Below are 12,742 nucleotides of genomic sequence, written 5' to 3'. Positions count from 1 at the left end.
GTTTAGCCAACAACCAGACGGTTAATATCGTTATAGAAAGCGAAAATCATTAATGTCAGCAGGATCGCAATGCCGATCTGCTGCCCGATTTCCATGGTCTTCTCGGAAACGGGGCTCCCCTTGATCATTTCGACCATATAATACATCAAATGCCCCCCATCCAATAAGGGGACGGGCAATAAATTGAGCACCCCGAGGCTGATGCTGATCAGTGCCAGAAAGCTGATGTAGGGAACCCAACCGAAGCGTGCGGATTGTCCGGCATAATCAGCGATGGTAATTGGGCCGCTGATGTTCTTCCAGGAAACCTGACCGGTAACCATCTTGCCCAGCATCTTCAGACTGAACAATGACGTATCCCAGGTTTTCCGCAGCGCCTGTACAAAGGCCCTGTCGACAGGATAACGCACCTCCGTAACCAGTTTTGCAAACAAGGCCGGATCCACCATCGGCGACGCGCCGATCTTGCCTACGGAGGAATCTCCGTTTTCCTTTACTGCATCGGGGATCACTTTTACCTGGAAATACTCGCCGCCTCTTTTTATGGCCAGCGTCAGAGGCAGACCAGGGTTCCGCCTGACCCATTGCACGAGTTCTTCCCAGCGATCAAGCTGAGTCTGATTCACGGAAATAATTTCATCTCCGACCCTCAGGCCAGCCTTGGCTGCAACGCCGTCCGGCTGAAGCCTGCCAATTTTGGCCGGCAAATCGGGTTGAAAGCGCTTTAACCCAAGCTTTCCCATGAAATCATTGTCCAACTCGTCGGACGACAAGCCAGCCAAGTCAAGCTGATGCGTAGCAATTTCGCCACGCTCGTTGCGAGTTTCAATTTCCACCCCAGATTTCTGAACGGCATGCTGAAGTAATATCCAGTTCACATCCTGCCAGGTCGCGGCCGGCTCGTCGCCGATCCGGATAATCGTATCGCCGCGATGAAAAGACGCAGTTGCAGCGGGAGTAGCCAACGGCACCTCCCCCAGAACCGGCTTGATACCCGGCACGCCGTAAACAAACAGAAACCAGTACAACAACACGGCAAGAATGAGATTTGCGACCGGCCCAGCCATCACGATGGCGATGCGTCGATAAATGGATTGGCTATTGAAAGCATAGGGCAGTTCGGCCGGCTCGACCGGCCCTTCCCGCTCGTCCAGCATCTTGACGTAGCCGCCCAGCGGGAAAGCGGCCAACACCCATTCCGTGCCTTCCGACGCAAACTTCCTGGTTATCAGCGGCTTGCCGAAACCCACAGAAAAACGCAGCACCCGGACACCGCACCAGCGCGCCACGATGTAATGCCCGTATTCGTGAACGACGATCAGAATGCCGAGCGTGACGGCAAATGCCGCAAGGGTAAACAACAGGCTCATGCGTATCCCATCGAGCGCATCCATTCCCGAGCCGATTCGCGCGCATCTGCATCTGCATCAATCACATCTTCCAGTGCCAAGACCGGTTTGGATCCGTTTTGGTTCAACACACTTTCTATCAGGGCCGGAATCAGCTTGAAGGGAATGCGCTCATCGAGAAATGCATCTACCGCCACTTCGTTCGCCGCATTCAAGGTAGCAGGAGTCGTACCTCCTTGACGCAAAGCCTGGTATGCCAGATCGAGGCAGGGAAAACGAACGTTATCTGGCGCTTCGAAATCGAGACGTGCTATTTTGAACAGGTCCAGCGAGGAGACTCCGGCATCGATCCGTTCTGGAAAACCCAGCGCATAAGCAATCGGCGTGCGCATGTCAGGATTACCCAACTGCGCCAGCACCGACCCATCGATGTACTCCACCATTGAATGAATCACACTCTGGGGATGAATCACCACCTGGATTTTGTCCGCATCTGCGTTAAACAGCCAGTGCGCCTCAATGACTTCCAGCCCCTTGTTCATCATGGTCGCCGAATCCACGGAGATTTTCCGCCCCATTACCCAGTTCGGATGGGCACAGGCCTGCTGAGGCGTCACATTATCCAGGTCGCGCAGCGGCACAGTGCGGAAAGGCCCGCCCGACGCGGTAAGCAGGATGCGCTTGACCCCCGAGCCACCCAGATCACCCGAAAAGTCTCTTGGCAGAGACTGGAAAATTGCATTATGCTCGCTGTCAATGGGCAATAACGTGGCTTTGTGCTCCCTGACCGCATCCATGAACACGCTGCCCGACATCACCAGCGTTTCCTTGTTGGCAAGCAGGATGCGCTTGCCTGCCTTGGCCGCGGCCAGCGAAGGGCGCAACCCGGCGCTACCGACAATCGCCGCCATCACACTATCCACCTGGGGTAGCGACGACACCCTTTCCAGCGCCTCAATGCCGCTAAGAACCTCGACATCGAGGCCAGCCAGCTTGATCTTCCCATGCAACACCTCTGCACAATCCGGATCGAGCATGACCGCGTAATCGGGCTGAAATTGACGGCATTGCTCAAACAGGCGGTCTACCTGGAGATTCGCGGTCAGCGCAACCACCCGAAAACGCTCGGCATGGCGACCAATGACATCCAGGGTATTCATGCCGATCGTCCCAGTCGAGCCAAGCACGGTAATATTTTGAATTTTTGACATCAGCTTACTAAGTTGTAATTCTTGATGAGAAGCAGCCCGAAAGCGGCTATGGGCATCGCCGCAGTCAGGGCGTCGATGCGGTCCAATATACCGCCATGGCCGGGAAGAATCTGACCGCTATCCTTGAGCCCGGCCACGCGCTTCATCCAGGACTCGAACAAATCCCCCAGGATACTGAACAGCGTCAGCAGCCACAGCAACAGTATTCCCAGCCACAAACCCGAGCTGAACAGCACGATGGAACTGTCACAAATTCCCCAAGTCATACCATACAAGGTAACGCCCAAGAACGCACCGGCGACACCCTCCCAGGTTTTACCCGGGCTGATCGTCGGAGCCAGCTTGTGCCGGCCAAATTTGCGGCCAGCAAAATAGGCGGCGGTATCAGCTATCCAGACCATCGCTAGCAAGCCCAGAAGCAGTCCGGGGGCTAAATCTCGCAGCTCAACCAGGGCAAGCCAGGTGGGAATCAAAACAACCCAACCGATCAGCGCCATGGTAATCCAGTGCCTGGTACGCCATTGATTGTGCAGCCACAGCGGAACCAGTAGCGCCCAGAAAAGGAAGGCAATACCGTACAACATGAAATTGGCTGAACGAGAAGATTCGGGCAGCAGTGCCAGACCGATGAACAGCGTCAGCAGCACATAAACCCAGCCCTGGAAACCAGAGAAAGCGGAAATTTTCGACCACTCACGGGCGCCGATCAGCAGCACCACCCCCAGCATCAGTAGCGCCCAACCCATATCCGGGAGAAGAAACAGTGCGGCTAAAAATAAAGGCAACAGCAAAAGAACGGTCAGAACGCGTGTCTTAAGCATTTGACTTAAGCTGCTCGCTGGTGCGCCCGAAGCGGCGCTCTCTTTGCTGGAAGGATTCGATCGCGCGCTTTAAGGCTGTACTATTGAAATCCGGCCACAATGTGTCGGTAAAATACAGTTCCGCATAGGCCAACTGCCAAAGCATGAAGTTGCTGATACGCTTCTCCCCGCCGGTGCGTATGAACAGATCCGGCTCCGGCGCATAGCTGGTGGAAAGATAGGGCTCCAGCTCCTCTTCCTTGAAAATCTGGCCACAATCAGGATTAGCCTCCAACATCCTGTGTGTTGCCTGAACCAAGTCCCAGCGGCCGCCGTAATTGGCGGCGATGGTCAGAGTCAACCCGGTATTGTTTTTCGTGAGCGATTCAGCGTGATCGATCATCTCGACCAGTTTGCCCTCAAAACGGGAGCGGTCGCCGATAACTTTCAGCCGGATGTTGTTATTATGGAGTTTAGTGACTTCCCGTTCGAGGGCGAGCATGAACAGCTGCATCAGAAACGACACTTCCTCCGCCGGGCGGCGCCAGTTTTCGCTGCTGAAGGCGAACAGTGTCAGGTATTTGACCCCAAGTTCGGAACAGGCCTTTACCGTGGTTCTGACAACTTCAACGCCGCGCTTGTGGCCGGCGATACGCGGCATGAACCGCTTCTTGGCCCACCTGCCGTTGCCATCCATGATGATGGCAATATGCTGCGGCACATCCCCGATTTCGGGGATGCTGCGAGTGGAGCTGGTAAACAGGGCCACTTCGCGCCTCTAAATTGCCATCAGATCGGTTTCCTTGGCTTGAAGGACCTTATCGACTTCAGCAATATACCGGTCAGTCAGCTTCTGGATTTCTTCCTGGGAGCGGCGCTCATCATCCTCGCTGATCGCTTTATCTTTCAGCAAATCTTTGAGCGTTGCATTGGCGTCGCGTCGTACATTACGCACAGCCACTTTGGCGTTTTCCGCCTCGTTCTTGACGACCTTGATCAATTCCCTGCGGCGCTCTTCCGTCAGCGCCGGCGTCGGCACCCGGATCAGATCGCCCTGGCTGGAGGGATTAAGACCCAGATCGGAGTCACGGATCGCTTTCTCAACAGCGCCCACCATTTTCTTTTCCCATGGCGTCACGCCGATGTTGCGCGAATCGATCAAGTTGATGTTGGCAACCGAGCTGATCGGCACAAGAGAACCGTAGTAATCGACCATTACGTGATCGAGTATCCCAGTATGAGCGCGACCGGTGCGCACCTTGCCCAAATCCACCTTCAGAGCCTCAAGGCTCTTCTGCATTCTTTGCTCGGCTGATTTTTTTACGTCTGCAATCATGTCAAGAATCCTTCCTGTCCAGACTCAACCCACTTTATTAGTGAGCTTTCAACACTCAACCAGCGTTCCTTCATCTTCGCCCATCACTACACGTTTCAACGCACCATGCTTGAAAATGCTGAACACGCACAGCGGCATTTTCTGATCGCGGCACAGCGCTAGCGCGGTAGCATCCATGACCTTGAGGTTTTTGGCAATCGCCTCGTCGAAACTGAGACGGTCATAGCGTGTTGCTTCCGGATCGGTCTTCGGGTCCGCAGTATAAACACCATCCACTTTGGTCGCCTTGAGCACTACCTGCGCTGCCATCTCGGAGGCGCGCAGTGCAGCGGCCGTGTCCGTGGTAAAGAATGGATTGCCGGTGCCCGCACCGAAAATCACGACTTTGCCTTCTTCCAGATAACGCAATGCCTTGCCACGAATATAAGGTTCCGCTACCTGTTGAATGGTCAGCGCCGATTGCACTCGCGCGATGAGGCCGGCGCGCCGCATGGCATCCTGTAGCGCTAATGCGTTCATCACGGTAGCCAGCATACCCATATAGTCGGCGGTGGCGCGATCCATACCCGCAGATGCGGGTGCCACGCCACGGAAAATATTGCCACCTCCAACTACTACCGCGACTTCTACCCCAAGTTGAATCACATCACCGATTTCGGAAACGATGCGATCGATAACATCACGGTTGATACCGTAGCTGTCATCGCCCATCAGCGCTTCGCCAGAAAGCTTAATCAGAATGCGTTTGTACTTGGGGGTAGTCATAGACATTACACCTTTGCGGCAGCCGCCACTTCAGCGGCGAAATCGGTGCTGCGCTTCTCGATACCCTCGCCCACCACGAACATCTGGAAAGCATTGACCTGGGCACCTTTGGAAGCCAGCAGTTTTTCCACCGTCATGTCGGGATCCTTGACGAAGGGCTGACCAACCAGAGTCACTTCGGCGAGATATTTGGTAATCCGGCCTTCCACCATCTTCTCGACGATGTTGGCTGGCTTGCCGCTCTCAGCTGCCTGGGCGGTATAAATTTCACGTTCCTTGGCAAGCAGGTCAGCAGGCACTTGTTCCCTGGAAACACAAACCGGTTTGCTGGCCGCAATGTGCATGGCGATATCCTTGCCCAGCGACTCTTCGCCGCCGGTGTAATCTACCAGCACGCCGATCTTGGTGCCATGCAGGTAGACCGCCATTTGGCCAGCCGAACTGAAGCGAACAAAGCGGCGAACCGCAATATTTTCACCCAGCTTCATCACCAAACCTTGGCGTGTTTCCTCAATGGTACTGCCAGAGGCCAGCTTCATTACGGACAGAGCGGCAACATCCGATGGATTCTGCTGTGCCACTGCCTGAGCCACTTCCTTGGCGAAATTGTTGAAATCGTCATTCTTGGCCACGAAATCGGTTTCGCAGTTGACTTCAACCAGGGCGCCGGTCTTGCGGTCCGCACTGATAAAGCTGGCTACCACACCTTCAGCTGCAATGCGGCTGGCTGCCTTGCCGGCCTTGGCGCCGCTCTTGATGCGCAGCGCATCTTCAGCTGCCTTGATATCGCCGTCTGCCTCAACCAGCGCCTTCTTGCACTCCATCATGCCGAGGCCGGTCAATTCACGCAGGTCCTTGACCATGCTTGCGGTGATTTCCGCCATTTTCAAACTCCTTGCTAAAATATATTTAAGCTGTCGCAGCTAGAGCTTTTTACAGCACGTGCGCCATTAAAATTCAAATTCAGACATAAAAAAGGGGCTCGAAGGCCCCTTTTTTTGCAGGCTGATTACTCAGCCGCCTGCTCTTCAACCTCGACAAACTCCTCGCCGACGATCTCCTGCAGCGACTGACTACGCCCTTCCAGAATTGCATCGGCGGCGCCCCTGACGTACAGACGGATGGCCTGAGTAGAGTCGTCATTACCGGGAATAACGTAATTCACGCCAATCGGGGAATTGTTGGTATCCACCACGCCAACCACTGGAATGCCCAGCTTGTTGGCCTCAGTGATCGCGCCCTTCTCGTGGCCTACGTCGATCACAAAAATCATATCAGGCAGGCCACCCATATCCTTGATCCCGCCCAGACTGCGTTCCAGCTTGTCCAGTTCGCGGCGAAGGAGCAATGCTTCCTTCTTGGCCAGCTTGCCGATGTTCTCTTCCGACAGCATGGTCTGCACTTCCTGCAAACGCTTGATGGACTGCTTGACCGTCTTGAAGTTGGTCAGCATGCCGCCGAGCCAGCGGAAATTCACGAAATGGCAACCCGCGCGCTCTGCTTCTTCCTTGAGGATTTCACGAGCCTGACGCTTGGTGCCGACAAACAGGATGCTGCCCTTGTTCGAAGCCAGTTTGCGCATGAACTTCATCGCATCCTGATACATCGGCAGGGTTTTTTCCAGGTTGATAATGTGAATCTTGTTGCGGTCGCCGAAAATAAACGGCGCCATCTTGGGGTTCCAGTAACGGGTTTGGTGTCCGAAATGGACGCCCGCTTCCAACATCTGACGCATGGTCACTGACATTTTGCTGCTCCTAGTAAGGGTTATGCCTCCACCCGCCCGATACCACCCGGCTAGCCGGGCACCCTGTACGTTAAGCGGATGTGCGAAGTTTTAAGTTTTCAAGCCATTGGCCATAAAACTTAACTTGCAATTCTAGCACGCCTGCAAGGATTTCCTCAAGGACGAATGTAAGCCCATCCCTCGCGCTGTCGTTTCATCAGCTCCACCACCCCCGCCTTGACGTAGCCGATGGACGGGTACATGTCCGCATGAGTCAGCTTGCGGCCGATCATGGTGTTCTCGCAGGCTACGATTTTCACGCCGCGGCTGACTGCCTCATCGATTTTTTCGGCCATCTCGGTTTCCAGCAGCACCATGTCCAGACCTGGGCCGTAGACCACGATCTCGATTTGCACATTCATCATACCCAGCTCTTGCTGCACGTTTTTTGCATTGCTGAGGGTGAGGTACCACTTTTGCGGTTCATTGTCACTCACCTGAAAAACCACCTTGTGAACAGACTTCGCCGAAGGTCCGCCGGCATTAGCCGGCAAGGCCGCTTGCAGCAATAGCACAGAGAGTAAAACCCCTTTTAGCCACCACATAGCTTCCTCCAAATCTTGGGACTCAGTTTATTTTGATATACTGACCACAATTTAATTCGATCAGCGGCGCCATGTCCATCATAATCAAAACCCCGGAAGAAATTGAAAAAATGCGCGTCGTCGGCAAACTGGCGGCCGAACTCCTCGACTATATCGGCCCCTTCGTCAAGGCGGGCATCACCACCGACGAGCTGGACAAGCTCTGCCACGATTACACCGTAAACGTGCAGCATGCCATACCCGCCCCGCTGAATTACGCACCTTCCGGTCACCACCCTTACCCTAAATCCATCTGTACGTCCGTCAACCATCAGGTTTGCCACGGCGTTCCCAGTGACAAGACGCTCAAATCCGGCGACATCATCAATATCGATGTCACCACCATCAAGGATGGCTACCATGGGGACAGCAGCCGCATGTTCTATGTTGGCGAGCCCTCCATCCAGGCAAAGCGCCTGTGTGAAATCACCTACGAATGCATGTGGCTCGGCATCGCCGCAGTCAAACCAGGCGCCCACCTGGGCGACATTGGACATGTAATTCAGCAGCGTGCCGAGAGCAATGGATACAGTGTTGTACGCGAATTCTGCGGTCACGGCATCGGTGCAAATTTCCACGAAGAACCCCAGGTCGTCCACTATGGCAAAGCGGGCACGGGCATCGAACTGGTTCCCGGCATGATCTTCACCATCGAACCAATGATCAATGCCGGCCGGCGCGACATTCGCCAACTCGGTGACGGCTGGTCGATAGTAACCAAGGATCACAGTCTTTCGGCCCAATGGGAACATACCATCCTGGTCACCGAAACCGGTTATGAAGTCTTGACACTGTCCGCCGGTTCGCCCAAGAAACCTGATTTCATCAGCTGACCTTGATAGCTCCTCCCTCCCTGGACATGGCGCGGTGGCGCGAAACCCTCCAGAGCGGCAGGAATGAGCTGCGTAAGTCTTATCTTGCGCAAGTCAATGCCGCCGCCCTCCTGCGCGGCCACAGCACCTTGGTTGACAAGCTTCTCCAGAGCATCTGGCGACAGTTATCCTTACCTCCCTCCTGCACGCTTATCGCGGTTGGCGGTTACGGCCGCAAACAACTTTTCCCCGGCTCGGATGTCGATCTGCTGATTCTTCTGCCGGCGAATCCGGACCAGATGCTTGGACAGAAACTGGAGCTGCTCATCGGCTTGCTTTGGGACATCGGCCTGGAAGTCGGTCACAGCGTGCGCACCCTGCCCGAATGCCTGGAGGAAGCGAAGGACATCACGGTCCAGACCAATCTGATCGAAGCACGCTTCCTGGCCGGAAACCGCGCGATGTTTCAAAGATTTACTGTTGCGGTACATGAAAACCTGAATGCGCAGGATTTTTTCGAGGCGAAACTGTTGGAACAGCAGCGACGCTACGCCCGCTTCCACGATACTGCCTACAACCTGGAACCCAACCTGAAGGAAAGCCCAGGCGGTCTGCGGGATTTGCAAAACATCCTGTGGGTCAGCCGTGCGCTGGGTTTAGGGGATACCTGGAACAAACTGGCGCTCGAATCCATTATTACCGCCCATGAAGCCCGTCAAATCCGCAGCCACGAACGCTTCCTGGAAAACCTGCGCATCCGCCTTCACTACCTCGCCCGGCGGCGCGAAGACCGCCTCCTGTTCGACCATCAGACGCTGCTTGCCGAGCAATGCGGATATACGGACAAAGCCCAGCGCAGAGCCAGCGAACAATTGATGCAGCGCTATTACCGCACCGCCAAGGCGGTCAGCCTGCTCAACGAAATTCTGCTGAAAAATCTGCGCGAGCGCATCTCCCCTGCCGCCTCATGGCAGGTTGACCCTATCAACGAATACTTTCAGGCTCGCAATGGGCTGCTAGAAATCACCGATGCAGATGCATTTCAGCGTGAACCGGGCATCATCCTGGAAAGTTTTCTGCTGCTACAGCAACACCCTGAACTGAGTGGCATGAGTGCGGCCACACTGCGTGCCCTGTGGCGTTCGACACCGAAAATCAATGCCACCTTCCGGCGCCAGCCCAGCAATCAGGCACTATTCATGCAAATCATCAGACAGCCGCGTGGGCTCACCCACGAACTGCGCCTGATGAACCAGCTCGGCATCCTGGGACGCTACATTCCTGCCTTCGGCCGGATTGTCGGCCAAATGCAGCACGACTTGTTCCACGTCTACACGGTGGACGAGCACATCATGATGGTGGTGCGCAATCTGAGGCGTTTCACCGTTCCGGAATTCACCCATGAGTTTCCGCTGGCCAGTGAGCTCATCAACAGTTTCGAACGTCCGGAAGTGCTCTATCTGGCGGGCCTGTTCCATGATATCGCCAAAGGCAGAGGTGGCAACCACTCGACGCTGGGCACGACGGATGCGCGCCGTTTTTGCCGGCCGCATGGCCTTAGTGAGGGGGATACCGACATGATCGCCTGGCTGGTGGAAAATCACTTGGTCATGTCAGCTACGGCTCAAAAACAGGATACCAGCGATCCCGAAGTGATCGAATCCTTCGCCAATCGCGTCCACGACCAGCGTCACCTCGCCGCACTATATCTACTCACTGTCGCCGATATTAGAGGCACCAGTCCGAAGGTCTGGAATGGCTGGAAAGGCAAGCTGCTGGAGAACCTGTTCAGGGCAACGCAACGTTATCTTGCGAGTGGAAGCACCCCGCTGGAAACACACGTTCAGGTACGGCAAGCCGAGGCACTGTCCCTGCTCCGCCTTTACGCCTTCGGTAATGACGCGCATCGGGCGCTATGGGCGCAACTTGAACCGGGCTATTTCCTTCGACACGAGGCGCAGGAAATAGCCTGGCACGTCCGCAACCTCCATGGCAAGGTCAACTCAAAGCAGCCCATTGTCAGAGCTCGCTTAAGCCCCGCCGGTGAGGGCATCCAGGTGATGATCTACACGCCGGACAAGGACGATCTGTTCACCCGGATTTGCAGTTTTTTCGAGCGCAACGACTTCAATATCGTCGAGGCCAAAATCCACACCAGCCGCCATGGCTATGCTCTTGACAGCTACGTGGTACTCGACGAGGCCAACCGCTCCGCCCATTACCGCGATTTGCTGAGCTTTATCGAATATGAATTGTCACAGCGCCTGACTCCTGACATGGCGCTGGAACCCCCTTTGCAAGGGCGGCTGAGCCGCCATCTCAAGCATTTCCCGATTACGCCGGAAATTGCGATCAAGGCTGATGAAAAAGGCGTCTACCATGTGCTGTCAGTCGTTGCGGGCGACCGTCCCGGCTTGCTATCACGCATCGCTCAGGTGCTCCTGAAGCATCGCATTCGCCTACATACTGCAAAGATCACAACACTGGGCGAGCGCGCCGAGGATACTTTCCTGATTACGGGTGCGGAACTGGAAAACCCGAAAGAAGTGCTGCGGCTCGAAACCGATTTGCTGCATCAACTTCAGGCAACCCCCTGATAATTCGTGATGCCGGACTTAGATACACTCATTTTAGAAAGCAGGAGTAAGAGTGACATCTCCAGACTCGCTTGATCCCTCCGACTGGCAAGACTTCCGGACTCAAGGCCATCGCATGCTCGACGACATGCTGGACTACCTCGAGCATATCCGCGAGCGCCCTGTCTGGCAGCCGATTCCTCAGGATGTGCGCGACAAGTTCAATCAAGGACTTCCCCAGGAACCGGGCGATCTTGCCGCCGCACATGAAAGCTTCATGCGGGATGTTCTTCCTTTCGCAATCGGCAACGCGCATCCAGGCTTCATGGGCTGGGTTCATGGCGGGGGAACACCGGTAGGCATGCTGGCGGAGATGCTGGCAGCCGGACTGAACGCAAATCTTGGCGGCCGTGACCAGATGCCGGTCGAGGTGGAGCGGCAGGTGGTGCAGTGGGTTCGCGAACTTTTCGGCTTTCCGGAAAGTGCTAGCGGGCTGTTTGTGACCGGAACCTCCATGGCGAATCTAATCGGGGTTCTGGTTGCCCGCACAGCTACCCTCGGCACCGGCGTACGCCTTGCAGGACTCGCCGCCAGCGACAAGCGGCTGATCGCCTATACTTCTGCGGGCGCCCATGGCTGCATTGCGCAGGCAATGGATCTTTCCGGCCTTGGGATCGATGCCTTGCGAGTCATTCCGGTGAACGATCAGTACCAGATGAATATCGCTGCGCTTGAACAAGCAATCGCAGCGGACAGATGCGCCGGTTTCAGCCCGTTCTTCATTGCCGGCACCGCAGGTACGGTCGATGTCGGCGCGATCGACAATCTCACTGCACTTGCCGATATCGCCCAAAAGGAAGGACTGTGGTTTCATGTCGATGGCGCCTACGGTGCTCTTGGCATGCTGGCCCCGGATATTGCACCGCGCCTTGAAGGCATCGGTCGGGCGAATTCCATCGCCCTTGATTTCCATAAATGGGGACAGGTGCCCTACGACGCCGGATTTATCCTGGTGAGAGATGGAAAACTTCATTACGACACCTTCGCCTCCCCAGCGGCTTACCTGCGACGGGAAACCAGGGGAATGGCGGCCGGATCGCCTTGGCCGTGCGATTTCGGACCTGATCTCTCGCGTGGCTTCCGGGCACTCAAAACCTGGTTCACGATCAAAATCTACGGCGCGAAAAAACTCGGCCAGATAATTTCCAACACCTGCACGCTTGCCCAGTACATGAAGCAGCGCATCGAGGCCACACCGGAATTGGAACTCCTCGCGCCGGTTTCACTGAACATCGTCTGCTTTCGCTACCGCAGCGAAGATGCCGACCGGGTGAATGCGAAGATTGTCGTTGCCCTGCAGGAGTCAGGAATAGCTGCACCATCGACGACCACCATCCATGAGCACCTCGCCATTCGAGCCGCCATCGTCAATCACCGCACCAATTCGGGTGATATCGACGCCTTGATCAATGCAACGATTGCTTTCGGCAATGCGCATGCCAAAAGCATACAAGATTAGGAAA

At 55.5% G+C, this 12,742-nt stretch carries 12 protein-coding genes; 3 read left to right on the top strand and 9 right to left on the bottom strand.

All coding sequences use genetic code 11. From position 1 onward, the window contains the following. Window positions 1-2: 2 nt before the first annotated feature. The 9 genes from rseP to SCT_RS05625 form a co-directional block, all read right to left on the bottom strand. Window positions 3-1,370, bottom strand: a complete 1,368-nt coding sequence (gene rseP / locus SCT_RS05665) for an RIP metalloprotease RseP (protein WP_082098207.1) — start codon at window positions 1,368-1,370, stop codon at window positions 3-5. Beyond that, the gene (gene ispC / locus SCT_RS05660; protein ID WP_059420227.1) at window positions 1,367-2,560 is read right to left on the bottom strand and encodes a 1-deoxy-D-xylulose-5-phosphate reductoisomerase; all 1,194 of its coding nucleotides are present in this window, start codon (window positions 2,558-2,560) and stop codon (window positions 1,367-1,369) included. The genes rseP and ispC overlap by 4 nt, the downstream gene beginning before the upstream one ends. After that, a complete protein-coding gene (locus tag SCT_RS05655) occupies window positions 2,560-3,381 on the bottom strand; it encodes a phosphatidate cytidylyltransferase (RefSeq protein ID WP_059420226.1) in 822 nt (273 codons plus the stop codon). Before SCT_RS05655 ends, ispC begins: the two co-directional genes overlap by 1 nt. Next, window positions 3,374-4,129: an isoprenyl transferase gene (locus tag SCT_RS05650; RefSeq protein ID WP_059420223.1), complete on the bottom strand. Its 756-nt coding sequence runs from the start codon at window positions 4,127-4,129 to the stop codon at window positions 3,374-3,376. Before SCT_RS05650 ends, SCT_RS05655 begins: the two co-directional genes overlap by 8 nt. A 9-nt stretch (window positions 4,130-4,138) precedes the next feature. Further along, on the bottom strand, window positions 4,139-4,696 hold the full coding sequence (frr, locus tag SCT_RS05645; protein ID WP_059420221.1) for a ribosome recycling factor: 558 nt from the start codon (window positions 4,694-4,696) through the stop codon (window positions 4,139-4,141). Between the two features lie 48 nt (window positions 4,697-4,744). Next, window positions 4,745-5,461 (bottom strand): UMP kinase, encoded by a 717-nt coding sequence (gene pyrH / locus SCT_RS05640; RefSeq protein ID WP_059420386.1) that lies wholly within the window; start codon window positions 5,459-5,461, stop codon window positions 4,745-4,747. 5 nt (window positions 5,462-5,466) lie between these two features. Continuing rightward, window positions 5,467-6,345: a translation elongation factor Ts gene (gene tsf, locus SCT_RS05635; protein ID WP_059420218.1), complete on the bottom strand. Its 879-nt coding sequence runs from the start codon at window positions 6,343-6,345 to the stop codon at window positions 5,467-5,469. Between the two features lie 125 nt (window positions 6,346-6,470). Further along, a complete protein-coding gene (gene rpsB, locus SCT_RS05630; protein ID WP_059420214.1) occupies window positions 6,471-7,208 on the bottom strand; it encodes a 30S ribosomal protein S2 in 738 nt (245 codons plus the stop codon). Window positions 7,209-7,363: 155 nt separating this feature from the next. Beyond that, on the bottom strand, window positions 7,364-7,792 hold the full coding sequence (locus SCT_RS05625; protein WP_059420212.1) for a DsrE family protein: 429 nt from the start codon (window positions 7,790-7,792) through the stop codon (window positions 7,364-7,366). A gap of 71 nt (window positions 7,793-7,863) precedes the next feature. Between SCT_RS05625 and map the strand changes: the two genes are divergently transcribed. The 3 genes from map to SCT_RS05610 are packed head-to-tail and all read left to right on the top strand — an operon-like array spanning window position 7,864 to window position 12,738. Further along, window positions 7,864-8,664: a type I methionyl aminopeptidase gene (gene map / locus SCT_RS05620; protein ID WP_059420209.1), complete on the top strand. Its 801-nt coding sequence runs from the start codon at window positions 7,864-7,866 to the stop codon at window positions 8,662-8,664. A gap of 26 nt (window positions 8,665-8,690) precedes the next feature. Continuing rightward, window positions 8,691-11,240 carry a [protein-PII] uridylyltransferase gene (locus tag SCT_RS05615; RefSeq protein WP_059420207.1) on the top strand — a complete coding sequence of 850 codons (2,550 nt, stop codon included), beginning with the start codon at window positions 8,691-8,693 and terminating at the stop codon, window positions 11,238-11,240. A gap of 52 nt (window positions 11,241-11,292) precedes the next feature. Further along, on the top strand, window positions 11,293-12,738 hold the full coding sequence (locus SCT_RS05610; protein WP_059420203.1) for a pyridoxal-dependent decarboxylase: 1,446 nt from the start codon (window positions 11,293-11,295) through the stop codon (window positions 12,736-12,738). Window positions 12,739-12,742 lie beyond the last annotated feature (4 nt).

This window comes from Sulfuricella sp. T08, assembly GCF_000971475.1.
GTDB lineage: Bacteria > Pseudomonadota > Gammaproteobacteria > Burkholderiales > Sulfuricellaceae > Sulfuricella.
This window is presented reverse-complemented; position numbering and strand designations above follow the sequence as displayed.